General features: G+C 68.9%; 23 protein-coding genes and 1 tRNA gene. 14 read left to right on the forward strand and 10 right to left on the reverse strand.

The features are described from left to right. Window positions 1-17 precede the first annotated feature (17 nt). From R2K23_RS04485 to R2K23_RS04505, 5 genes are all read right to left on the reverse strand, one after another. Window positions 18-800 (reverse strand): enoyl-CoA hydratase family protein, encoded by a 783-nt coding sequence (locus R2K23_RS04485; protein WP_316514624.1) that lies wholly within the window; start codon window positions 798-800, stop codon window positions 18-20. Beyond that, the gene (locus R2K23_RS04490) at window positions 800-1,966 is read right to left on the reverse strand and encodes an acyl-CoA dehydrogenase family protein (RefSeq protein ID WP_316514626.1); all 1,167 of its coding nucleotides are present in this window, start codon (window positions 1,964-1,966) and stop codon (window positions 800-802) included. The genes R2K23_RS04485 and R2K23_RS04490 overlap by 1 nt, the downstream gene beginning before the upstream one ends. Window positions 1,967-1,993: 27 nt before the next feature. Then, window positions 1,994-3,949 carry an acetyl/propionyl/methylcrotonyl-CoA carboxylase subunit alpha gene (locus R2K23_RS04495; protein WP_316514627.1) on the reverse strand — a complete coding sequence of 652 codons (1,956 nt, stop codon included), beginning with the start codon at window positions 3,947-3,949 and terminating at the stop codon, window positions 1,994-1,996. A gap of 6 nt (window positions 3,950-3,955) precedes the next feature. After that, window positions 3,956-5,545, reverse strand: a complete 1,590-nt coding sequence (locus tag R2K23_RS04500; RefSeq protein ID WP_316517047.1) for an acyl-CoA carboxylase subunit beta — start codon at window positions 5,543-5,545, stop codon at window positions 3,956-3,958. 76 nt (window positions 5,546-5,621) lie between these two features. Next, a complete protein-coding gene (locus R2K23_RS04505) occupies window positions 5,622-7,319 on the reverse strand; it encodes an acyclic terpene utilization AtuA family protein (RefSeq protein ID WP_316514629.1) in 1,698 nt (565 codons plus the stop codon). A gap of 101 nt (window positions 7,320-7,420) precedes the next feature. Between R2K23_RS04505 and R2K23_RS04510 the strand changes: the two genes are divergently transcribed. The 7 genes from R2K23_RS04510 to R2K23_RS04540 all read left to right on the forward strand — a co-directional run bounded on the left by R2K23_RS04510 (window position 7,421) and on the right by R2K23_RS04540 (window position 13,716). Beyond that, complete coding sequence (locus R2K23_RS04510; RefSeq protein WP_316514631.1) at window positions 7,421-7,834, forward strand: hypothetical protein; 414 nt, start codon at window positions 7,421-7,423, stop codon at window positions 7,832-7,834. Between the two features lie 103 nt (window positions 7,835-7,937). Continuing rightward, window positions 7,938-8,111: a 50S ribosomal protein L32 gene (gene rpmF, locus R2K23_RS04515; protein ID WP_308481145.1), complete on the forward strand. Its 174-nt coding sequence runs from the start codon at window positions 7,938-7,940 to the stop codon at window positions 8,109-8,111. 62 nt (window positions 8,112-8,173) lie between these two features. Beyond that, window positions 8,174-8,860, forward strand: a complete 687-nt coding sequence (locus R2K23_RS04520) for a response regulator transcription factor (RefSeq protein WP_316514633.1) — start codon at window positions 8,174-8,176, stop codon at window positions 8,858-8,860. 13 nt (window positions 8,861-8,873) lie between these two features. Beyond that, the gene (locus tag R2K23_RS04525) at window positions 8,874-10,391 is read left to right on the forward strand and encodes a sensor histidine kinase (protein ID WP_316514634.1); all 1,518 of its coding nucleotides are present in this window, start codon (window positions 8,874-8,876) and stop codon (window positions 10,389-10,391) included. Window positions 10,392-10,445: 54 nt separating this feature from the next. Next, window positions 10,446-11,813: a S1C family serine protease gene (locus R2K23_RS04530; RefSeq protein ID WP_316514636.1), complete on the forward strand. Its 1,368-nt coding sequence runs from the start codon at window positions 10,446-10,448 to the stop codon at window positions 11,811-11,813. Continuing rightward, the gene (locus R2K23_RS04535) at window positions 11,813-12,382 is read left to right on the forward strand and encodes a MogA/MoaB family molybdenum cofactor biosynthesis protein (protein ID WP_316514637.1); all 570 of its coding nucleotides are present in this window, start codon (window positions 11,813-11,815) and stop codon (window positions 12,380-12,382) included. The genes R2K23_RS04530 and R2K23_RS04535 overlap by 1 nt, the downstream gene beginning before the upstream one ends. A 701-nt stretch (window positions 12,383-13,083) precedes the next feature. Then, complete coding sequence (locus R2K23_RS04540) at window positions 13,084-13,716, forward strand: MspA family porin (protein ID WP_316514638.1); 633 nt, start codon at window positions 13,084-13,086, stop codon at window positions 13,714-13,716. Window positions 13,717-13,797: 81 nt separating this feature from the next. Here R2K23_RS04540 and mscL read toward each other — a convergent pair whose 3' ends face one another. Both mscL and R2K23_RS04550 read right to left on the reverse strand, forming a co-directional pair. Continuing rightward, window positions 13,798-14,229: a large-conductance mechanosensitive channel protein MscL gene (gene mscL / locus R2K23_RS04545; protein WP_316514639.1), complete on the reverse strand. Its 432-nt coding sequence runs from the start codon at window positions 14,227-14,229 to the stop codon at window positions 13,798-13,800. Window positions 14,230-14,314: 85 nt separating this feature from the next. Continuing rightward, window positions 14,315-14,980 carry an SAF domain-containing protein gene (locus R2K23_RS04550; protein WP_316514641.1) on the reverse strand — a complete coding sequence of 222 codons (666 nt, stop codon included), beginning with the start codon at window positions 14,978-14,980 and terminating at the stop codon, window positions 14,315-14,317. A 209-nt stretch (window positions 14,981-15,189) separates the two neighbouring features. On the opposite strand from R2K23_RS04550, the gene R2K23_RS04555 reads away from it, so the two are divergent. Then, window positions 15,190-15,354, forward strand: a complete 165-nt coding sequence (locus R2K23_RS04555) for a hypothetical protein (protein WP_316514642.1) — start codon at window positions 15,190-15,192, stop codon at window positions 15,352-15,354. An 18-nt stretch (window positions 15,355-15,372) separates the two neighbouring features. Here R2K23_RS04555 and R2K23_RS04560 read toward each other — a convergent pair whose 3' ends face one another. Further along, window positions 15,373-15,681 (reverse strand): FmdB family zinc ribbon protein, encoded by a 309-nt coding sequence (locus R2K23_RS04560; RefSeq protein ID WP_316514643.1) that lies wholly within the window; start codon window positions 15,679-15,681, stop codon window positions 15,373-15,375. A 98-nt stretch (window positions 15,682-15,779) separates the two neighbouring features. Beyond that, window positions 15,780-16,367 (reverse strand): 5-formyltetrahydrofolate cyclo-ligase, encoded by a 588-nt coding sequence (locus R2K23_RS04565; RefSeq protein ID WP_316514644.1) that lies wholly within the window; start codon window positions 16,365-16,367, stop codon window positions 15,780-15,782. Between the two features lie 101 nt (window positions 16,368-16,468). On the opposite strand from R2K23_RS04565, the gene R2K23_RS04570 reads away from it, so the two are divergent. The 6 genes from R2K23_RS04570 (at window position 16,469) to R2K23_RS04595 (ending at window position 21,416) form a co-directional block, all read left to right on the forward strand. Then, window positions 16,469-17,383 carry a UTP--glucose-1-phosphate uridylyltransferase gene (locus R2K23_RS04570; protein ID WP_316514646.1) on the forward strand — a complete coding sequence of 305 codons (915 nt, stop codon included), beginning with the start codon at window positions 16,469-16,471 and terminating at the stop codon, window positions 17,381-17,383. A gap of 52 nt (window positions 17,384-17,435) precedes the next feature. Continuing rightward, window positions 17,436-18,686, forward strand: coding sequence for a molybdotransferase-like divisome protein Glp (gene glp / locus R2K23_RS04575; RefSeq protein ID WP_316514648.1), 1,251 nt, complete (start codon window positions 17,436-17,438; stop codon window positions 18,684-18,686). Window positions 18,687-18,735: 49 nt separating this feature from the next. Further along, window positions 18,736-19,347, forward strand: coding sequence for a GNAT family N-acetyltransferase (locus R2K23_RS04580; RefSeq protein WP_316514650.1), 612 nt, complete (start codon window positions 18,736-18,738; stop codon window positions 19,345-19,347). A gap of 291 nt (window positions 19,348-19,638) precedes the next feature. Continuing rightward, entirely contained in the window at window positions 19,639-20,811 is a 1,173-nt protein-coding gene (gene sepX, locus R2K23_RS04585; protein WP_316514651.1) for a divisome protein SepX/GlpR, read from the forward strand. 51 nt (window positions 20,812-20,862) lie between these two features. Further along, window positions 20,863-20,935: transfer RNA gene (locus tag R2K23_RS04590), tRNA-Ala, on the forward strand. A gap of 154 nt (window positions 20,936-21,089) precedes the next feature. Next, a complete protein-coding gene (locus tag R2K23_RS04595; RefSeq protein ID WP_316514653.1) occupies window positions 21,090-21,416 on the forward strand; it encodes a hypothetical protein in 327 nt (108 codons plus the stop codon). An 83-nt stretch (window positions 21,417-21,499) separates the two neighbouring features. Here the strand turns inward: R2K23_RS04595 and R2K23_RS04600 are convergent, their stop codons facing one another. Then, window positions 21,500-22,087 (reverse strand): TetR/AcrR family transcriptional regulator, encoded by a 588-nt coding sequence (locus tag R2K23_RS04600; protein ID WP_316514655.1) that lies wholly within the window; start codon window positions 22,085-22,087, stop codon window positions 21,500-21,502. Between the last annotated feature and the right edge of the window lie 64 nt (window positions 22,088-22,151).

A 22,151-nucleotide genomic window follows, 5' to 3' on the forward strand; every position in this document is an offset into this window, starting at 1 on the left:
CTGGCGTCCGTGGCCGTTCAGGTCCAATCCGGTGGCCTCTTTTGCAGAAACGCGAGCATGCCTTCGCGGGCCTCCGCCGACACGAACAGGCGCGCCGACTCGCGGGTCAACGCTTCGGCGTCGCGATCGAATCCCGCCAGGATTGCGGCCGTGGTCAGGCGTTTCGACGCCGCCAGCCCCTGCGGAGAACCCTTGGCCAAGTCCGCGACCAGCCTCGCCAACTCGGCCTCGACATCATCGGCGGCGATGCTGACCAGTCCGATCTGGGCGGCCACCTCCGCGGTGAAGCTCTCTCCGGTCAGGAAATAGCGACCTGCAGCACGTGGTGCCAACTTCGGCAGCAGGGTCAACGAGATGATCGAGGGCGCCACCCCGATGCGCGCCTCGGTCAGCGCGAACGTGCTTCTGGGGCCGGCGACCACAATGTCGCAGGCCCCCACCAGACCCATGCCGCCGGCCCGGACATGCCCGTCGATCACCCCGATCACCGGCAGCGGACACTCCACCAACGCCCGCAGCAGCGCCGTCATCTCCGCGCCGCGCGCCGCCGCCACCGCCTCGGGATCGGTGGCGTCGCCGGAGGCCTGGCTCAGGTCGGCGCCGGCACAGAACGTGCCGCCGGTGTGCCCCAGCAGCACCATTCGGACCTCGGGATCGGCGCTCGCCGCGCGCAACCCCTGATGCAGCCCGGCGATCAGGTCCGCCGACAGGGCGTTGCGGTTGTGCGGCGAGTTCATCGTCAACCGGGCGGCGCGCCCCTCGACGCGATAGTCGACCTTCGCCTCCTGCGACGCGTCCATCAGTACGAGCGGGGCAGGCCCAGCGAGGTCTGGGCGACGAAGTTGAGGATCATCTCCCGGCTCACCGGGGCGATGCGGGCCAACCGGGAGGCGGTCAGCACCGAGGCGATGCCGTACTCCTTGGTCAGGCCGTTGCCGCCCAGGGATTGCACGGCCTGATCGACGGCGCGCACCGACGCCTCGCCGGCCGCGTACTTGGCCATGTTGGCGGCTTCGGCGGCCCCGAAATCGTCGCCGCTGTCATAGAGCGCAGCCGCCTTCTGCATCATCAGCTTGGCCAACTCGATCTCGATGTGGTTGGCGGCCAACGGATGCGAGATGCCCTGATGTGCTCCGATGGGCGTCTTCCACACCTGGCGGGTCTTGACGTAGTCGGTGGCCTTCTCGATGGCGAACCGGCCCATCCCCACCGCGCTGGCCGCGCCCATGATGCGCTCGGGGTTCAGGCCGGCGAACAACTGCGCAATCGCAGCATCCTCGGAGCCCACCAGCGCGTCGGCGGGTAGCCGAACCTCGTCGAGGAACACCTGGAACTGGAACTCCGGGCTGACGATCTCCATCTCGATCTTGGTCCAGGACAGGCCGGGCGTGTCGATGGGCACCACGAACAGCGCGGGCTTGAGGTTGCCCGTTTTGGCTTCCTCAGTGCGGCCTACCACCAACAGTGCCTGCGCCTGGTCGACGCCGGAGATGAATACCTTCTGCCCGGAAAGGATCCAGTCGCTGCCGTCGCGGCGGGCGGTGGTGGTGATGCGGTGCGAGTTCGACCCCGCGTCGGGTTCGGTGATCGCAAACGCCATGGTGATGGACCCGTCGGCGAGACCGGGCAGCCAGCGCCGCTTCTGCTCGTCGGTGCCGAACTTGGCGATGATGGTGCCGTTGATGGCCGGCGAGACCACCATCATCAGCAGCGCGCACCCGGCCGCGGCCATCTCCTCCATCACCAGCGACAGTTCGTACATGCCGGCGCCGCCACCGCCGTACTCCTCGGGCAGATTCACCCCGATGAAGCCCAGTTTTCCCGCCTCGGCCCACAACTCGTTGGTGTGTTCTCCGGCGCGGGCCTTCTCCAGGTAGTACTCGGGCCCGTAGTTGGCCGCCATCGCCGCGACGGCGGCGCGTAGCGCCTGCCGTTCGGGACTTTCGATGAAACCTGTTTCCGTCATCGTGGGTCTTCCTTTTCTTTTCTGCGTTCAGTCGTCGGCTTCGGCGATCACGGCCAGCACGGCACCCATTTCGACCTGTTGTCCGGCCGTGACGGGCAGTTCGGTGAGGATTCCGTCGCCCGGTGCGGTCAGCGTGTGCTCCATCTTCATGGCTTCCAGCCACACCAGGGGTTGGCCCGCGGTCACGGCCTGGCCGACCGCGGCGCCGGTGCGGATCACCACCCCGGGCATCGGCGCGATCAGTGATCCCTCGGCCACCGCGGCCCCCGGTTCGACGAAGCGGGGCACGGCGGTGAATTCGACGCCGCCGCGGGGCGAGTCGACCACCACGACGTCGTCGTATCGACTTATCGCATAGGCGGTTTCGACGCCGTCCGCGGCGGCCAGCACCACCCGGTCCGGGGTCGACGAGACCAGCCGCACCCCTTCGTCATCCGGCAGGGTCAGCCCGGTGCGGGTGAACCGGTACTCGACGCGGCGCTCGACCTCGCCGCCGTCTCGATAGGTCTTGCTCTGGTTGCCGGACACTACGTTTCGCCATCCGATCGGCGCTCCCAACGCCACCGGCGCGGTGGCCCGGTTGCGCTCGGCGTCGGCGACCGCTGCGGCGACGGCCGCCAGGCGCAGCGTGGTCGCGTCGAGTGGGGACGCGGCCAGGGTGGCCAGCCCGTGGGTATCGAGGAACGCCGTGTTGGTGTCCCCGGCCAGGAACGCCGGATGATGCAGCACGTTGATCAACAGGTCGCGATTGGTGCGTAGGCCGTGCAGCCGTGCGCGGGTCAGCGCGTCGGCCAGCATGGCCGCCGCCCGCCCCCGGTTCGGTGCGTAGGCGACGACCTTGGCCAACATCGGGTCGTAGTGAATGGAGACCGTGGACCCGTCCACGATGCCGGAATCCAACCGGATCTCGGGCCGCCCGGAGCTTTCGAACTCGGTGCGCGCGGTGGGGACCTCGAAATGGCTCACCGTGCCGGCCTGCGGCTGCCAGTTCTTCGCCGGATCCTCGGCGTAGAGCCGGGCCTCGATCGAATGGCCTTGCGGCGCCGGGGGTTCGGGGGACAGCCGCTCGCCCTCGACCACCCGCAGTTGCAGCTCCACCAGATCGAGTCCGGTGGTGGCCTCGGTGACGGGATGCTCCACCTGCAGGCGGGTGTTCATCTCGAGGAAGTAGAACGCGCCGTCGTCGTCGGCCAGGAACTCCACGGTCCCGGCGCCGGTGTAACCGATGGCCTCCGCCGCGAGTCGCGCCGCCGCGAACAGTCGGGCGCGCATCCCGTCGACGCGTTCCACCAGTGGGGACGGCGCCTCCTCGATGATCTTCTGATGCCGCCGCTGAATCGAGCACTCCCGTTCGCCGACCGTCCAGACCGTGCCGTGGGTGTCGGCGAGGATCTGCACTTCGATGTGGTGGCCGGTGGGTAGATAGCGCTCGCAGAACACCGTCGCGTCGCCAAAGGCCGACGCGGCCTCGCGCCGCGCCGACTCGATCTCGGCGGTCAGCGCCGCGAGGTCGGTGACCACCCGCATGCCGCGGCCACCGCCCCCGGCCGAGGCCTTGACCAGGACCGGTAGCTGCGCGGCGGTGACGGTGTCCGGGTCCAGTTCCTCGAGGACGGGCACGCCGGCGGCAGCCATCGTCTTCTTGGCCTCGACCTTTGATCCCATCGCCGCGACGGCGGCGGCGGGAGGCCCGATCCAGTGCAGCCCCGCCCCCGCCACCGCCGCGGCGAACCCGGCGTTCTCCGAGAGGAATCCGTAGCCGGGGTGAATGGCATCGGCTCCGGCGGCGCGGGCCGCGCCCAGGATGGCGTCGACGTCGAGGTAGTTGCTGATCTGCACCCGGGTGTCGGCCTCGGCGACGTGCGCGGCCTCCGCGTCGGGTTCGGTGTAGACGGCGACGGTGCCGATGCCGAGGCGGCGGCAGGTGGCGAAGACCCGGCGGCTGATCTCGCCGCGGTTGGCAACCAGGACCTTGGTGATCATCGGCGCCTACATCCGGAAGACGCCGAAGTTCGACGTCCCCTCGATCGGTCCGCTCGCGATGGCGGACAGGCAGATGCCCAGCACCGTGCGGGTGTCGCGGGGGTCGATGACGCCGTCGTCGTAGAGCCGTCCGGACAGGAACATCGGCAGCGATTCCGCCTCGATCTGCGCCTCGACGGCGGCGCGCAGGGCGGCGTCGGCGTCCTCGTCGACCTGCTGCCCGCGTGCCTGGGCGGCGGCGCGGCTGACGATGGACAGCACACCGGCCAGTTGGGTGCCGCCCATCACCGCCGATTTGGCCGACGGCCAGGCGAACAGAAACCGCGGGTCATACGCCCGTCCGCACATGCCGTAGTGGCCGGCGCCGTAGGACGCCCCGATCAGCAGCGAGATGTGCGGCACCGTCGAATTGGACACCGCGTTGATCATCATCGAGCCGTGCTTGATCATGCCGCCGGCCTCGTAGTCCTTGCCCACCATGTAGCCGGTGGTGTTGTGCAGGAACAGCAACGGAGTGTCGGAGCGGTTGGCCAATTGGATGAACTGGGTGGCCTTCTGTGATTCCGCGCTGAACAGCACGCCGCGCGCGTTGGCCAGGATGCCCAGCGGGTAGCCGCATACCGTGGCCCACCCGGTGACCAGGGAACTGCCGTAGAGCGGCTTGAACTCGTCGAAGTCGGAGTCGTCGACAACGCGGGCGATGACCTCGCGCGGGTCGAAGGGGATCCGTAGGTCGGCGGGCACGATGCCGATGAGTTCCTCGGCGGGCAGGCGCGGCGCGGCGAACGCCCGAGGGGCCGGGCCCTGCTTGGTCCAGTTCAACCGGGTGACGATGCGACGGCCGATCCGGATCGCGTCGAGTTCGTCGACCGCGAAGTAGTCGGCCAAACCGGATGTGCGGGCGTGCATCTCGGCGCCACCGAGTTCCTCGTCGTCGGATTCTTCGCCGGTGGCCATCTTCACCAGCGGGGGTCCGGCCAGAAACACCTTGGAGCGTTCCTTGATCATCACCACGTGATCGGACATCCCCGGGATGTACGCCCCGCCCGCGGTCGAGTTGCCGAACACCAGCGCGATGGTCGGGATGCCCGCCGCAGACAGCCGGGTCAGGTCGCGGAACAGTCGCCCGCCCGGGATGAAGATCTCCTTCTGGGTCGGCAGGTCCGCGCCGCCGGACTCCACCAGGCAGATCACCGGAAGGCGGTTCTCCAACGCAATTTGGTTGGCCCGCAGATTCTTCCGTAGCGTCCATGGATTGCTGGTGCCGCCCTTGACCGTCGGGTCGTTGGCCACGATCATGCATTCGACGCCCTCGACCTGGCCGATGCCGGTGACGACGCTCGCGCCGACCTGGAACTCGCTGCCGTAGCCGGCCAGCGCGCACAGTTCCAGGAACGGCGAGTCCGGGTCGATGAGCGCCTCCACCCGCTCGCGCGCCGTCAGCTTGCCGCGGGCCCGGTGCCGGTCGACGTACTTCCCGCCGCCGCCGGCGACCGCCTTGGCCAACTCCGCGTCGAGGTCCTCGAGCTTGACGGTGAGCGCCTCGGCGGCCGCCGCGTAGGCGGCGGAGGAGGGGTCCAGGCTCGACGACAGCACGGTCATGCCTGATATCCAAGCGTCTTTGCCACCGGCGCGGTCCGGAATCCGACGGTCCGACTGCAGGCGATCGCCGTCATGGCAGCAGCCTTTCGGGGATATCCACATGGCGGGCGCGCAACCACTCGCCGAGACCCTTGGCCTGCGGATCGAAGCGCGCGGCGTAGGCCACCCCCGCGCCCAGGATGCCCTCGATGACGAAGTTGAGTGCATACAGCCGCGGCAGCTGATGCCGAGTGACGTTGAGCTGCGCGGTTTCCGGCAGCAGTTCCCGGAACGCGTCCACCGTCAGGGTGTGGGCCAGCCAGCGCCACTGCTCCTCGGTCCGCACCCAGACGCCGACGTTGGCGTTGCCGCCCTTGTCGCCGCTGCGCGCGCCCGCGATGGTGCCCAGCGGTAACCGCCGGGTCGGGCCACCGGGCAGGGGAGCGGGCAACGACGGCTCGTCGACCGGAGCCAACGCCAACGTGTCCTCGGCGGCGGCGATGTCGGTGCGGGTGCCGTCGGCGTGCACCGCGACGTGGGGCACCGCGACGGCGTCGACGTAGCCGGGCCGGAATACGCCGTACACCTGCCCGTCGCCGGGCGGTGCGGTGACATGGAAGCCCGGGTAGCTGGCCAGCGCGAGTTCGACTCCGGCACTGGTGAATCGACGGCCGACCTTGGCCGGGTCAGGGTCGCGGACGGTGCAGTGCAGCAGCGCGCTCGCCGCCTCCTGGGTGTCGGCATCGGGGTGGTCGGTGCGCGCCAGCGTCCACTGCATCTCGGCGGGCCGGACGGTCACCGCCGCCTCCAGCTGGCGCCGCACCAGCTGCGCCTTGGCCTCGATGTCCAGGCCGGTCAGCACGAAGGTCACGGTGTTGCGGAAGCCGCCGATGCTGTTCAACGACACCTTCAGGGTGGGCGGCGGCGGCTCGCCCCGAGCGCCCGTGATCGCCACCCGGTCCGGGCCCTGCTGAGTCAGCGTCACGCTGTCCATCCGCGCGGTCACGTCCGGGTTGGCGTAGCGGCCGTCGGTGATCTCGTAGAGCAGCTGGCTGGTGACGGTGCCGACGCTGACCTCGCCGCCGGTGCCGGGATGCTTGGTGATGACCGCGGAGCCGTCGTCGTGCAGCTCGGCCAGGGGGAAGCTCGGGTGGGTCAGGTCGTCCACCTCGGTGAAGAACGCGTAGTTGCCGCCGCTGGCCTGGATGCCGCACTCGATGACGTGACCGGCGATCACGGCGCCGGCGAGCTTGTCGTAATCGGTGCGCTGCCAACCGAAATGCGCCGCGGCCGGGCCGACGATCACCGAGGCGTCGGTGACCCGCCCGGTCACCACGACGTCCGCGCCGGAGTTCAGGCAGTCCACGATGCCCCAGGCGCCCAGGTAGGCGTTGGCGGTCAGGACGTCGCCGAAGCCGAGTTCGGGGGCGCGGCTCAGCAGGTCGTCACCCTCGACGTGGGCGACGCGCACGTCGAGGCCGAGCTCGCCGGCCAGTGCGCGCACCGCGTCGGCCAGGCCCGCCGGGTTCAGGCCGCCCGCGTTGGACACGATGCGTACACCCTTGTCCTGCGCCAACCCCAGGCAGTCCTCGAGCTGACGCAGGAAGGTCTTGGCGTAACCGCCGCCGGGGTTCTTCATCCGGTCGCGCCCGAGGATGAGCATGGTCAGCTCGGCCAGGTAATCGCCGGTCAGGTAGTCCAGCTCGCCGCCCTCGAGCATTTCGCGCATGGCCGACAGCCGGTCGCCGTAGAAGCCGGAGCAGTTGCCGATCCGGACCGCAGACGTCACGTGCTCTCCCCTCCTCGCCGGCCTGGACTCACCCAACCAGTCGGCAGGTTACCCGGTACCGCCGGTCTCGCGTCAAGACCCGATGGCGTCATACTGCTCGGATGTTGAGCCCGTGGGGACGGCTGCCCTTTGCAGTGCTGTGGCTGGTGCTGGGCGTCGTGATCGGCATGAGCGACCCACTCGGTGACACCCGGGCGGGTCGAGGCTCGCCATTAGTCGGCTGGATCGTGGCGGCCGCCGCGGTGTGGATGGTGGTCGAGCTGCTGCGGGAGGCGAGGACGCCGGCGCCGCGGTCGCGCGGCGCCGGGCGGTACGCCCGCGACCCCCGCCCGTACAGCGGCCGCGAGAAAGCCCGACTCCTGGGGGCCGGGGTGCTTTCGCTGCTGCTGGGGGCCTGGTTGATCTGGCTCGGATGCACCGAGGACAACACCGCGGCGATCGCCTTCGGGGTGTTCGCGTGGAGCATGGTGGTCGGCTTGGTCGCCACGGTGTACGTGGCCTACCGGCAATCTTGATTTGGGGCGCGCGCAGGTCACCCGCTATCCTGAACGGCAATTGTCGTCGCTGGGTTGTGCGCGACTGACCCTCGGGTCCCCAAACGCTAAGGAGATGCACGTCATGGCCGTGCCCAAACGCAGAATGTCGCGCTCGAACACCCGTAGCCGTCGGGCGCAGTGGAAGGCCGAGGCCCCCGGCCTGGTCACCGTGACCGTCGCCGGTCAGCAGCACAAGGTGCCGCGCCGCCTGCTCAAGGCCGCCCGCCTGGGCCTGGTCGACCTCGACAAGCGCTGACCTGAGCAGAACCCGGCGCGCCTCTCAGCCTGGTCTCAGGCGTTCGGTTAACACTGGTTGCCGTGCGGATTCTTGTCGTTGATGATGATCGCGCCGTTCGCGAGTCGCTGCGCAGGTCCCTTAGCTTCAACGGGTACTCCGTCAGCCTGGCCGAGGACGGCGTCGAGGCGCTGAACGCCATCACCGAGGATCGTCCCGACGCGGTGATTCTCGACGTGATGATGCCCCGGCTCGACGGCCTCGAGGTGTGCCGGCAGCTGCGCAGCTCGGGGGACGACTTGCCGATCCTGGTCCTGACGGCCCGTGATTCGGTGTCGGAACGGGTCGCCGGCCTCGACGCGGGCGCCGACGACTACCTGCCCAAGCCGTTCGCGCTGGAGGAACTGCTGGCGCGCGTGCGTGCGCTGCTGCGCCGCACCACCGGCGACGACCAGGCCGATTCGATGGCGATGACGTTCGCCGATCTGACCCTGGACCCCGCCACCCGCGACGTCACCCGGGGCGACCGCCACATCAGTTTGACCCGCACCGAGTTCGCGCTGCTGGAGATGCTGATCGCGAACCCGCGGCGGGTGCTGACCCGTAGTCGCATTCTGGAAGAGGTGTGGGGATTCGACTTCCCCACCTCCGGCAACGCCCTCGAGGTTTACGTGGGCTACCTGCGACGCAAGACCGAAGCCGAAGGGGAGCCACGGCTGATCCACACCGTGCGCGGGGTGGGTTACGTGCTGCGCGAGACGCCGCCGTGACGCTGGGATCCTGATGGCGTTGTTGCATCCCCAACCGCTCAAACGGCCCCCGTTGCGGGCCACGACGTCGCTGTCGCTGCGGTGGCGGGTGATGTTGCTGGCCATGTCCATGGTGGCGATGGTCGTGGTCTTGATGGCGGTCGCGGTGTACGCGGTGGTCGCCGCGGCGCTCTACGACGACATCGACAACCAGCTGCAGAGCCGGGCCCAGCTGCTCATCGCCAGTGGGTCGCTGGCGGCCGACCCCGGCAAGGCCATCGAGGGTACGGCCTATTCCGACGTCAACGCGATGCTGATCAACCCGGGGCGGTCGATCTACACCGCGAACCAGGAAGGCCAGACTCTGCCGATCGGTGCCACCGAGAAGGCCGTGATCCGCGGTGAGCTGTTCATGTCCCGCCGGACCGCCAACGACCAGCGGGTACTCGCGGTGCATTTGCCCAACGGCAGCACCCTGCTGATCTCCAAGAGCCTGGCACCCACCGACGCGGTGATGAGCAAGTTGCGCTGGGTGCTCCTGGTGGTGGGCGGGATCGGCGTTGCGGTGGCGGCGATCTCGGGCGGCATCGTGATCCGCACCGGGTTGCGTCCCGTCGCCCGGCTCACCGAGGCGGCGGAACGGGTCGCGCGCACCGACGACCTGCGGCCCATCCCGGTGTTCGGCAGCGACGAACTCGCGCGCCTGACCGAGGCGTTCAACACGATGCTGCGGGCGCTCACCGAATCCCGCGAGCGTCAGGCCCGGCTGGTGGCCGACGCCGGTCACGAGCTGCGTACGCCGCTGACGTCGTTGCGCACCAACGTCGAATTGCTCATGGCCGCGCAGAAGCCCGGTGCCCCGCCGTTGCCGGAATCCGAGATGGCCGACCTGCGCACCGATGTGATCGGGCAGATCGAGGAACTGTCGACGCTGGTGGGGGATCTGGTCGACCTCACCCGCGACGACGCCGGCAGCGTCGTCCACGAGGCCGTCGACATGACCGAGGTGGTCGATCGGTGCCTGGAGCGGGTCCGTCGGCGCCGCAACGACATCGAGTTCGACGTCGACGTCGCGCCGTGGCAGGTCTACGGGGACGCGGCGGGACTGTCGCGCGCGGTTCTCAACCTGCTGGACAACGCCGCCAAATGGAGCCCGTCGGGTGGCCGGGTGGGCCTGCGGCTGACCCAGCTGGACCCCAGCCACGCGGAACTGGTGGTCTCCGACCGGGGCCCGGGCATCCCGGTGGCCGACCGGCACCTGGTGTTCGAGCGGTTCTACCGGTCCCCGGAGGCCCGCGCGATGCCCGGTTCGGGCCTCGGATTGGCCATCGTGAAACACGTTGTCCTCAAACACGGCGGCGCGCTACGGGTCGAAGACACGGTGCCGGGCGGCGATCCACCGGGTACCTCGATCTACGTGCTACTTCCCGGCGCGCCGCTGCCGCCCGTGTCGCACCTCGATATGCCGAGCGCCACCGAGCACAATGGTGACAAAGCACCAGCGCAACCGAGTGTTATCTCAGTGGATTCTCAGTCGGGGCGGGCAAAGTAGGGGACAGCCGGTCGTTGTGACCGCGCTTTGACGTGAAGGACAAGCACAGGACGCATGACGAACGACCCGAGGTACTCTCCGCACCAGCATGGCCCGCACGGATCGCGTGCGGGTGCGGATCCCCATGCGCCGCAACCGTATCCGGGGGCCTACCAGCAGGGCTATGACTGGCGCTACGCGACGCAGCAGAGCGCGCAGCAGCCGCGCCCGCCGTACGGCCCCTACCGGCCCGCACCGCAGGCGCCGGCGAAGCGTCGGAACGGTTCCCGCACAGCAGCTTTGACGGTCGGTGCGCTGGCCATCGCGGCGGTGTCCGCCGGAATCGGCGGCGGCGTGGCACTTCTTGCCCAGCCCGACGAGCAGGTGCCTTCCACGATGACCACGGTCACGGGCTCCGCGCCCAGCGTGCCGGCGGCCAACGTGCCCGCGGGTTCGGTCGAGCAGGTGGCCCTGAAGGTCGTTCCCAGTGTCGTGAAGCTCGAGACCAGCCTGGGGCGGGCCAACGAAGAAGGTTCCGGGGTCATCCTGTCCTCGGACGGGTTGATCCTGACCAACAACCACGTCGTCTCGGCGGCGGCGGGCAGCCCGGTGCCCGGCCCCGGGGCCGCGCCGCTGGACCCTGACCGGCCGCAGATCCCGCGTAACCGTGGGAACGCCAAGCCGACCACCACCGTGACGTTCGCCGACGGCAGCACCGCACCGTTCACCGTGGTCGGGACCGATCCGTTGAGCGACATCGCGGTGGTGCGCGCCGAGGGTGTGTCCGACCTGACCCCGATCACCATCGGTTCCTCCGCGGACCTGAGGGTGGGGCAGAACGTGGTCGCGATCGGCTCCCCGCTGGGCCTGGAGGGCACCGTGACGACGGGCATCGTCAGCGCGTTGAACCGCCCGGTTTCGACAGCCGGTGACACCAAGAACCAGAACACGGTGCTGGACGCCATTCAGACCGATGCGGCCATCAACCCGGGCAACTCCGGCGGCGCGCTGGTGAACATGAACGGCGAATTGGTGGGTATCAACTCGGCGATCGCCACGCTGGGCGGGGACGCCGTGGGTGGCCCGAAGGGTGGCTCGATCGGCCTGGGCTTCGCCATCCCGGTGGACCAGGCCAAGCGCATCGCCGATGAGCTCATTTCCTCCGGTAAGGCCTCGCGCGCGTCGTTGGGGGTCCAGGTGAGCAACGACACCACCTCCAACGGCGCCAAGATCGTGGAGGTCACCGAGGGCGGCGCCGCCGAGGCCGCCGGCCTGCCCAGCGGCGCGGTGGTCACCAAGGTCGACGACCGCGTCATCGCCAGTGCGGACGCCCTGGTGGCGGCGGTGCGATCGAAGGCGCCCGGCGACACCATCACCGTGAGCTTCCTGGATGACGCCGGTAAGCCCGGATCGGTACAGGTCACGCTGGGCGAGGCCAGCTGATGACCCGGCAGCTTCCGCCGCTTTCGACCGATCCCGTCATTCCGCTGTCCGTGGCCGGATATACGGTGGCATCCATGGAACAGCCTGTGGAGCTGGTTGGTAGGGCGCTCGTGGTGGTCGTTGATGACCGGACCGCGCATGGCGAGGAGGACCATAGCGGGCCGCTGGTCACCGAATTGCTCAACGAGGCCGGCTTCGTCGTGGACGGGGTCGTGGTGGTCGCGGCCGACGAGGTGGAGATCAGGAACGCCCTGAACACCGCCGTGATCGGCGGGGTCGACCTGGTGATCTCGGTGGGCGGCACCGGGGTGACCCCGCGTGACGTGACTCCCGAGGCCACCCTGGAGATCCTGGACCGCGAGCTGCTCGGCATCGCCGAGGCGTTGCGTGGGTCCGGGCTTTCGGCGGGCATCTCCGATGCGGGGGTGTCCCGCGGCCTGGCCGGCATCTCGGGCAGCACCCTGGTGGTCAACCTGTCGGGCTCGCGCGCGGCGGTGCGCGACGGCATGGCGACGCTGAACCCGCTCGCGACCCACGTCATCGGCCAGCTGTCGAGTTTGGAGATCTGAGCGGGCCGCAAAGTTTCGATCAGCGGATCGACTCGAACGCCGGGGGTGGTTGACCCCCGGCGTTTTTGTTGGCAATAGTGGGGGTTACAGGCGGAGTCCCTTAGGTTACGAGCACGTGAACAGGGAAAATGGCAGAAGTGTGATCTTGGTCACAGTAAGGAGTCGGCTGTGTCGGGATCGGCCCCCCGCGACGGGAATACAGTTAACAATATCTTCGGGACGGAAATTCCCCAGGAGGCCCCGGATGTGTTCGATCCGGAGGACGTTCGCGAGGTTTCGGACCGCGACCGATGGCTGCGGGACAACGTGCCGCCGCATCATTCCTGACCCGCGTACTGCTGTTTACTAGGGACTTAGGGTGCCCTTACCGGTAAGTCTGCTGGCCAATCGCGCTCGTGTGCCGGCTTTTAACACGACTCCGGATAACATGCAGGTCGGAGCATGTGTCGTCAAGGGCGTCAATTCCGTCAGCAAACTTTCGTCACCTGCTGTCGGGTTGGCTCGCCGGGGGCGTTCGCGTTGCCGGGGGGTGCCCACCCCGTTATGTTCCTCGTGTCGCAAACGATGAGCGAAACGTAAGAGTGGCCTGTGGGACATCTCATTGACCGTTCTTATGTGGCGGCCGATGTCACGATGTGGTGCCGGACGCGAACACCCTTCGGTGAGCCCCCCGGATCACCGCTGACACAGCTAGGGAGAACATGAAGGTATTCAGTCGGGTGCTGGTGGCGATCCTCGCCGCATTCGCCACGATGTTCGTGAGTACGGGCACCTCACACGCCGGCTTGGACAATGAGCTGAGCCTCGTGGACGGCCAGGGTCGGACCCTGACGATCCAGCAGTGGGACACCTTCCTCAACGGGGTGTTCCCGCTCGACCGCAACCGGTTGACCCGGGAGTGGTTCCATTCCGGCAAGGCCACCTACAACGTCGCCGGTGAGGGTGCCGACGACTTCGAGGGTGTCCTGGAACTCGGCTACCAGGTCGGCTTCCCGTGGTCGCTCGGCGTCGGTATCAACTTCAGCTACACCACCCCGAACATCGCCTTCGACGGGCTTGAGGGCAGCGGTCCGCTCGGCTTCGACGGCATCGTGACCCCGCCGCTGTTCCCCGGTGTGTCGATCTCGGCCGACCTGGGCAACGGCCCCGGCATCCAGGAAGTCGCCACGTTCTCGGTGGACGTCGCGGGCGCCGGCGGCTCGGTGGCCGTCTCCAACGCACACGGCACCGTCACGGGTGCTGCCGGTGGTGTGCTGCTGCGTCCGTTCGCCCGGTTGATCTCCTCGACCGGTGACAGCGTCACCACCTACGGTGAGCCCTGGAACATGAACTGACGATTCGCTCATGAAAATCGCCCCCCGGCATTCGTGCCGGGGGGCGATTTTTCGTTCAGTCGTTATTGCGGTCGGCCGCAATCACTGGGTTCCGTCGGGCCGGGTCGGTGATCCGTGCCGGCCGGAGGCCGCGCCATTGGCGTTCTGCTGCAGCAGATCTCGGATCTCAGTCAGCAGGGTCAGCTCGGTGTCCTCTTCGGCGACCTTGGTGTCGCGCTCCTTGAGCTTCTTGTACGGCAGCACGATCACGAAGTACAGCACCAGCGCCACCAGCAGGAAGTTGATGGTCGCCGACAGCACCGTGTTCAGGTCGATGAACTGCTCACCGCCGATCGGGATGCGCAGGATTCCGTAGGACTCGTCGGGATTGGCGCCGATCCGGTCGATGAGCGGCTGCACCACACTGTCGGTGAACGCGGTGACCAGACCGGTGAACGCCGCGCCGATGACGACGGCGACCGCGAGGTCGATCACGTTCCCGCGCGATATGAACTCTTTGAACCCCTTCAACATGGGCAGACCTTTCACGAGGCGTCTAGGGCATCGCCAAAGGTAGTCCTGTTTGCCACGCGAAGTGGGCCCATCGGCGCAGAGCGTGTCAGTGCAGGGTCAGTGTCAACGCCTGGGTCAGGGCCGCGCCCGCCACGGCGTTTGCCGCCGCGGCCGGCAGGGCCACCAGCACCACGCGGTCGTCGGCCGCGGTGGCGGCGGTGGGACGGTCGGACACCAGCACCACCACGGCCGCCGTGGCGATCACCCGGGGCCGCGCGTCCGGGTCGGAGTCGGGTGCGGCCAGGATGTCCACGACGTCGCCGCCGCGGATCACGTCGAGAACGGCGTTGTCGCCCAGTTGCACCGGCACGAGGCGGGCGTCGGGACCCGCTGTCGTTTTCGCCAGCCGCGAATTCAGCAACCGGACGTCGGTGAGGATCTCGCCGCGCCGTACCGGGCCCGCCACCGTCGCTCCCTCGAGTCGGGTGAGGTCGGACTGTGCGCCGTCGGGAAGCCCGACGGCGGGCTGATGCTCCACCCGCACGTCCGTGGCGCTCAGGCGCGCCCCGGGGCTCAGATCGTGGGCGGCGACCAGCACAGGGGCTCGCTCGCCGTCGGGATCGGCCCGCAGCGCCGAGACGCCCGCCAGCAACACCAGCGCACCGGCCGCCAGCCGACGGGTCCGGACAGTGTGAATCCAATCCGGCTGCAGGACCCGGCGCAGTCGCGTCAGCGCCGTGGGATCCAGCGCGGCGGCGCGATCGGAAGCCATGCCCGCACGCTAAGACCATCGGGCGGTGCGGTGTGCGCGCGATCGCGAAGCTGTGGATAACCCGAGAGGTTGCACACAGAGCGCTTGCCCGGCGAGCACATCTCACCGCCCGAACTTAGGTTCATGAGTAGAAGGAGGTGGGCCAGATGCGAACACTGGGTCTTGCCATATCAGCGGCAATAGCGGCCGCGCTCATCAGTCTCGGGGGAGTGGCGCACGCCGAGACGGCGCACCACAAGAGGCATGGACCGGAGATCATCGCGACGCAGGGGATCGTGCGAGGATCGTTCAAGGCCGTGCCGCATGACATGGCGCTCGATCACCTGGGCGGCACCAACGCCGGTGACATGTGCACCAACGACGCCGTGTGCTGAGGCGAGGCTGCCGTCAGGTCAACTGGCGGCCGGGGCCGGTGTCGACGACGAGCTCTTGTCGCTCGAGCTGCTCGACGACTTCTCCGACGACGAGGAGGACGACTCCGAGGGCTTCTCGCTCTTGACCGACGCGGAGCCGTTCTTGCCGGCCTCGCGACTGTCGGTGCGGTAGAAACCGCTGCCCTTGAACACCACGCCGACGGAGTTGAACAACTTCCGCAGCCGACCCTCGCACTTGGTGCAGGTGGTCAGGGCGTCGTCCGTGAAGGCTTGCACCGCGTCGAAACGATCACCGCAGTCGGTACACGCGTAGCTGTAGGTGGGCACCAAAACCTCCAGGAAATGATAAGGACCGTTAGCACTCTACCGTCTCAAGTGCTAGAACCGCCATGTGGCGTTCCCCATTCCCGCCGCGGCCAGTGGTTTCAGAGCCGCCGCACGCCGCCCGCCGGCGTCAGCACGTGCGTCATCGGGACGTCGTGCGGTTCGGCGGGCAGTTCGTCGACGAATTCGTCGTCCCGCACGATTGCGATGAGCGCGGCGTCGGCCCCCCGTAGCGGCAACGAGCGGTCGTAGAACCCGGCGCCCCGGCCGAGCCGCGCACCGCGTCGGTCCACGGCCAGGGCCGGCACGATCACCACCTGCGCCTCGCTGAGCGCCTCGGCGGGCAGCCGGTCACCGGTGGGTTCGAGCAGCCCGAAGTCGGCCTTCGCCAGCTCCCCGGGGACGTAGCGGGCCCAGCGCAGCGGCAGCGCGGCGCGGTCGGGCCCGGCGCTGATCGCGACCGGGAGCAACACCCGCACGCCCGCGGCGTACAACTCGTCGAGCAGCCGTGCCGACCCCGGTTCCGTGCCCACCGGAACGTAGGCGCAGACCGTGTTGGCTTGCCCCCGAACCCAATTGAGCAGTGCCGTCCGCACGGCGTCGGCCTCCCGGGTCCGGACCGGATGGGGCACCGCCTTGCGGGCGGCCAGGAAGCGGGCACGGAGGGCGGCCTTCGCGGGGGCGGTCACAGCGTCCACAATGGCAGCAGAGCGCCCACGGCAGCTAGCCAAACGGGGGGCGAGCAGCGCCATACTGAGCGGTGAACGTGTAAGTAGTTAGGGTGATGACCATGTCCAAAGGGCCTGACGTGCCGATCCCGCGTACGGCGATCGTGCCCGCGGCGGGTTTGGGCACCCGTTTTCTGCCCGCGACCAAGACCGTTCCCAAGGAACTCCTGCCGGTGGTCGACACCCCGGGGATCGAACTGGTGGCCGCCGAGGCCGCTGCGGCCGGTGCCGAACGGTTGGTGATCGTCACCTCCGAGGGCAAGGACAGCGTGGTCGCGCACTTCGTCGAGGACCTGGTTCTGGAGGGCACGCTCGAGGCGCGGGGCAAGCAGGTGATGCTCGAGAAGGTGCGCCGCGCGCCCGCGCTGATCAAGGTGGAGTCGGTGGTGCAGGCCGAACCGCTGGGACTCGGCCACGCCGTGGGATGTGTCGAGAAGGCGCTGCTGCCCGACGAGGACGCCGTGGCCGTGCTGCTGCCCGACGACCTGGTCTTGCCGACCGGCGTCCTGGAAACCATGTCGAAGGTGCGAGCCAAGCGCGGCGGCTCGGTGCTGTGTGCCATCGAGGTCCCCGCCGACGAGATCAGCGCCTACGGGGTCTTCGACGTCGAGCAGGTGCCCGACGCGGCGAATCCCAACGTGCTGCGCGTCAAGGGCATGGTGGAAAAGCCCGACGCCGCCGACGCTCCGTCGCCGTATGCTGCCGCGGGCCGATACGTCTTGGACCGCGCCATCTTTGACGCCCTGCGCCGTGTCGAGCGGGGCGTGGGCGGTGAAATCCAGCTCACCGACGCCATCTCGTTGCTCATCGACGAGGGGCATCCGGTGCATGTCGTGGTGCACCGCGGTTCTCGACACGACTTGGGAAATCCCGGCGGCTACCTCAAGGCTGCGGTTGACTTTGCGTTGGATCGTGACGACTACGGCCCGGAACTGCGTAGCTGGTTGGTTGAGCGGTTGGGCCTGACCGAGCAGTAGTTGGCCGACGGGTCGGGAGTGGTTCCGGTTCCGTACGGCGGAAAGGCGCACAGTGCGTTCGGTTGAAGAGCAGCAGGCCAGAGTGCAGGCCGCGGCTGTGGCACCCCGTCCCGTCCGCGTGGCGATCGCCGAGGCGCAGGGGCTGATGTGCGCCGAGGAGGTTGTCACCGAGCGGCCCCTGCCCGGTTTCGACCAGGCCGCCATCGACGGCTACGCGGTGCGCAGCGTGGACGTGCTGGGCGTCGGCAGCGACGACGAGTCGGGGAACGGTCAGCTCAGCCTGCCGGTGATGGGCTCCATTCACGCCGGGTCGCGAACCCCGAGCCGCCTGCAGCCGCGGCAGGCCGCCCGCGTGCAGACGGGCGCGCCGATGCCGACCCTGGCCGATGCGGTGCTGCCGCTGCGCTGGACCGACGGCGGACACGCCAAGGTCCGGGTGCTCCGCGGCGTGCGGTCCGGGGCGTACGTGCGGCGCACCGGGGACGACGTCCAGCCGGGCGACGTGGCGGTGCGCGCCGGCACGATCATCGGCGCGGCGCAGGTCGGCTTGTTGGCAGCAGTCGGCCGGGAACGGGTGTTGGTGCATCCGCGGCCACGGCTGACCGTGCTCTCGGTCGGTGGCGAGTTGGTGGACATCTCCCGCACCCCGGGCAACGGCCAGGTCTACGACGTCAACTCGTACGCGCTGGCCGCGGCCGGTCGGGACGCCGGTGCGGAGGTCAACCGCGTCGGCATCGTCGACAGTGACCCGACGAAGTTGCGGGACGTCGTCGAGGGGCAGCTGAGCCGTTCCGAGATCGTGGTGATCGCCGGGGCGGTCGGCGGTGCGGCTGCCGAGGGCGTCCGCGCGGTGCTCTCCGAGCTCGGCGAGATGGAGGTCTCGCGCATCGCGATGCATCCGGGTTCGGTGCAGGGCTTCGGGCAGCTCGGCAGTGAAGGGGTGCCGGTGTTTTTGCTGCCGGCGAACCCGGTGTCGGCGCTGGTGGTGTTCGAAGTGATGGTGCGCCCGCTGATCCGGCTGTCGCTGGGCAAGCGGCAACCCATGCGACGCGTGGTGCAGGCGCGCACCTTGGCGCCGATTTCGTCGGTGCCCGGTCGCAAGGGATTCCTGCGCGGCCAGTTGATGCGCGACCAGGACACCGGCGAGTACCTGGTCCAGGCGCTCGGCGGGGCCCCCGGGGTGTCGTCGCATCTTTTGGCCACCTTGGCCGAGGCCAACTGCCTGGTGCTGATTCCCAGCGAGGCCGAACAGATCCGCACCGGCGAAGTGGTCGACGTGGCGTTCCTCGCCCAGCGCGGTTGAGTTGTTCCGCTTCTGGATCGGCCCCAGCACTCTTCATCCGGGCTGGCCCATGTCGGTCGGTCCGCTGCGGGTGCCGGCCGGGCTGGTGCGGTTGCGCCCGATCCGGATGCGCGATGCGGCCGCCTGGAGCCGGATCCGGATCGCCGACCGGGCGTTCCTCGAGCCGTGGGAGCCCTCGGCCGAGGTCGATTGGGTTGCCCGGCATGCGCTTTCGGCGTGGCCATCGGTGTGCTCGGCGTTGCGCGGGGAGGCCCGCCGCGGCCGCATCCTGCCCTACGTCATCGAACTGGACGGGCGCTTCGTCGGGCAGCTGACCATCGGCAACGTCACCCACGGTGCCCTGCGCTCGGCGTGGATCGGTTACTGGGTGCACAGCGAGGTGACCGGTCGCGGGGTGGCGACGGCCGCCCTGGCGCTGGGGCTCGATCACTGCTTCGGCCCGGTGCGTCTGCACCGGGTGGAGGCCACTGTGCGGCCGGAGAACGTCGCCAGCCGGTCCGTGCTGGGGAAGGTCGGCTTCCGCGAGGAGGGGCTGCTGCGGCGATATCTGGACGTCGACGGGGACTGGCGCGATCATCTGCTGGTGGCGATCACCGTGGAGGAGGTGCCCGGCTCGGCGGCGGCGGCCCTGGTGCGGGCGGGCCGGGCGCGCTGGGCGTGACGGGGGCCAGATCGCGATGGGGTGAGGTGTCACCCGACGAGGGGATGCGAGGGTCGTCCGTCGAGATTGCCGTGAGGGCTGCTCACCGTGCGTGACAACGACCCTGATGGTGTTCTCGCGGCCGGAATCGCTCCCCGCCGCGAGGAAATATCCTCACCGATGTTACTAATGTGACTTTTGAGGCTGTTGGTGCTTGTAACCTGCGAATTACAGGTGTGTAATTGTCTCGGCGCGCCGTCCACGGCTGCGCTGGTCGCAGACCTAGCCTGAAGGGGAAAGGAGCAGGCCACCATGCCAAGCATCCCCCAATCTCTGCTGTGGATTTCGCTCGTGGTGCTCTGGCTGTTCGTGCTGGTGCCCATGCTCGTGAACAAGCGCGACGCCGTGAAGCGCACCAGCGATGTCGCGCTGGCCACCCGTGTGCTCAACACCGGCCGCACCGCGCGGCTGATCAAGCGCGGGCGCCCCGCGGCGGGCCACGCCAGCGACCCCGACTGGCAACACGACGCCGACCTGAACGACGACCTCGACGATTACGACGACGACGCGACGGGCCCGGTGGTGGTGACGGGCAAGCCGGCGCGCGGTCGGACGATGGCCGTGGTGACCTCGGTGGCCGAAGAGGGGGGGCCGGACTACCTCGATGTCGACGTCGTCGAGGAGGATTCCGGGGCCCTGCCGGTGGGCAAGCTCAAGGGCGACGCTCTGCAGACCGAGGAGCTGCCCCTCGAATTCGCCGCCGCCTCAACCGAACCCGAACCGGCGGCCGGGCCCGAGCCCGTCGTCGCCGCCGAACCTGCCGTCGAGCCCGTCGCCGAACCTGCCGCGGAGCCGGAGCCCGCCGTCGCAGCGGCCGAACCCGCGGCCGAGCCGGTGGCCGAACCGGTGGCCGAAGAGCCCGCCGCCGAGGCCGAGCCGCAGGCCGAAGAGGAAGAGTTCGCCGAATTCGAGGGCGCCCGAAACGAATACGAGTACGTCGAGGACACCTCGGGTCTGGAGGCCGAGGCCGAACCCGCGACGGCGGCGGTCCCGTTGTCGCGCGATCGGCGTTATCACTCCAAGACCGCCGCCGCGGTCTCCGAGCGCAAGTACCGGTTCCGCAAGAACACCCTGTCGGTCATGGCCGGCATGCTCGTGGTGTCCGCCGCGGCGGCGTTCCTGCTGTCGCCGGTGAACTGGTGGGTGTTCGCGGCCGTGGCCACGATGACCGTCCTGTACCTGGCCTACCTGCGTCGCCAGACGCGGATTGAGGAGCGGCTGCGTCGGCGGCGGATGCAGCGGATGGCGCGCTCGCGACTTGGCGTCGAGAACACCCAGGATCGTGACCTCGACGTAGTGCCGGCCCGGTTGCGCCAGCCCGGAGCCGCGGTGCTGGAGATCGACGACGAGGATCCCGAGTTCGAGCACCTGGACTACGTGCCGTTCGCCCGGGAATTCGACCTGCCCCGCGCGGCGGGTCAGTGACGAGCCAATTTTCGATCGGTGCCGGCAGGCTGGTAACCTGCTAGCGATCAAGGGGCTATGGCGCAGTTGGTAGCGCGACTCGTTCGCATCGAGTAGGTCGGGAGTTCGATTCTCCCTAGCTCCACAGAGTTTGTACTCGGGCTTGGCCCGCAGGGCGGGTCGTTGACCAGCCGAAATTCCCCGCTTCGCTCGACGCGCGCACTCGCCGATTCGCTGCTACGCTAAACGCGAACTTACGGCTGTATCAAGACTTTCTGCCTACTGCAAGGGGTACGCACATGAAGAAGCTGGCCATCGCGGGGATCGGCGCTTTCGCGCTCGCCGCGGGTTTGATGACCTTCGGCGCCGCGACGGCCACCGCTGAGGTCGAGGAAGTGGCCCCCGGCCCCGAGGTCCGCAGCCGGCAGGCCTCCGTCGTCAGCGACTCCTGGCTTCGCATCGTCGACCCCAGCGTCGCGCGCGGCCTGTCGCAGGCCCGCCTCGCCGACGCCGGCGAGATCAACGCCCAGGGCGACACCCGGGACTCGGTCAAGGCCGTCAACGGTACCACCGCGGAAGGCTTCCAGGGTCCGTGGGCGCCGGGGCCTGCCATCGGCGATTGGTGATCCACGCTTAGCTCGAAAAGGATGCGGCCCCAGCGAATTCGCTGGGGCCGCATCCTTTTCGGCTTCACCGGTTGACGCGACGGTCAGTCCGGGAGGTTCATCATCCGGGTGGTGAACTGCATCAGCGCGGCACGCAAGGTGGCGTCGTCGATGTCGTCGAGCAGGGGGTTGATGATCGCGCCGCCGATGGCGCCGGAGAACAGCGCCGCTGACACCCGTGCCGTGGTGCTGTCCTCGTCGCCCTGCAGCACCCCGAACAGCTCGCTGATGAAGTCGCGGAACGGCTCGTGCTCGCCGAGCAGCCGGATGATGATCGGGTCGTTCTGCAGCGTCCGCACCCACGGCCGTCGCGCCACGGCCATATCCACGACCTGAGTCAGGAGCACCTTGCGCGCGCGCGCCGGATCCGACTCCGCCTTGGCGGCCGCCACAGCGTCCTCCAGCGTGGCCAATTCCATCTCGGTGACGCCGACGACGATCTCGTCCTTGGTCTTGAACTGGTGGTACACCGCGGCCTTGGTCACCCCCATGGCGTCGGCGATCATCTGCAGCGAGGTGCCGCTGACGCCGTGCTCGGCAATCAGCTCCAGAGCCGCGACGAGGACCCGCTTCTGGGCCGGGGTGCGGGGGGTGGTGCCGAGCCGGCGCCGACCAGAATCCGTGGTGGTCACGCCCCCACGATAGCCGGGCGGCTAGTGCGCGGATCGGGTTTGCGCGCCGCCTCGTCCGGTAACC

This window comes from Mycolicibacterium sp. MU0050 (assembly GCF_963378085.1).
In the GTDB taxonomy this organism is placed as follows: Bacteria; Actinomycetota; Actinomycetes; order Mycobacteriales; family Mycobacteriaceae; genus Mycobacterium; species Mycobacterium wendilense.

Bases quoted from the DNA above. Each gene is read 5' to 3' on its own strand.
- R2K23_RS04510 (WP_316514631.1), top strand. From the start codon at position 7,421: ATGTTGAGCCCGTGGGGACGGCTGCCCTTTGCAGTGCTGTGGCTGGTG.
- sepX (WP_316514651.1), top strand. From the start codon at position 19,639: ATGCCAAGCATCCCCCAATCTCTGCTGTGGATTTCGCTCGTGGTGCTC.
- R2K23_RS04530 (WP_316514636.1), top strand. From the start codon at position 10,446: ATGACGAACGACCCGAGGTACTCTCCGCACCAGCATGGCCCGCACGGA.
- R2K23_RS04540 (WP_316514638.1), top strand. From the start codon at position 13,084: ATGAAGGTATTCAGTCGGGTGCTGGTGGCGATCCTCGCCGCATTCGCC.
- rpmF (WP_308481145.1), top strand. From the start codon at position 7,938: ATGGCCGTGCCCAAACGCAGAATGTCGCGCTCGAACACCCGTAGCCGT.
- R2K23_RS04550 (WP_316514641.1), bottom strand. From the start codon at position 14,980: ATGGCTTCCGATCGCGCCGCCGCGCTGGATCCCACGGCGCTGACGCGA.
- R2K23_RS04595 (WP_316514653.1), top strand. From the start codon at position 21,090: ATGAAGAAGCTGGCCATCGCGGGGATCGGCGCTTTCGCGCTCGCCGCG.
- R2K23_RS04535 (WP_316514637.1), top strand. From the start codon at position 11,813: ATGACCCGGCAGCTTCCGCCGCTTTCGACCGATCCCGTCATTCCGCTG.
- R2K23_RS04490 (WP_316514626.1), bottom strand. From the start codon at position 1,966: ATGACGGAAACAGGTTTCATCGAAAGTCCCGAACGGCAGGCGCTACGC.
- R2K23_RS04525 (WP_316514634.1), top strand. From the start codon at position 8,874: ATGGCGTTGTTGCATCCCCAACCGCTCAAACGGCCCCCGTTGCGGGCC.
- mscL (WP_316514639.1), bottom strand. From the start codon at position 14,229: ATGTTGAAGGGGTTCAAAGAGTTCATATCGCGCGGGAACGTGATCGAC.
- R2K23_RS04495 (WP_316514627.1), bottom strand. From the start codon at position 3,949: ATGATCACCAAGGTCCTGGTTGCCAACCGCGGCGAGATCAGCCGCCGG.
- R2K23_RS04570 (WP_316514646.1), top strand. From the start codon at position 16,469: ATGTCCAAAGGGCCTGACGTGCCGATCCCGCGTACGGCGATCGTGCCC.
- R2K23_RS04580 (WP_316514650.1), top strand. From the start codon at position 18,736: ATGTCGGTCGGTCCGCTGCGGGTGCCGGCCGGGCTGGTGCGGTTGCGC.
- R2K23_RS04485 (WP_316514624.1), bottom strand. From the start codon at position 800: ATGGACGCGTCGCAGGAGGCGAAGGTCGACTATCGCGTCGAGGGGCGC.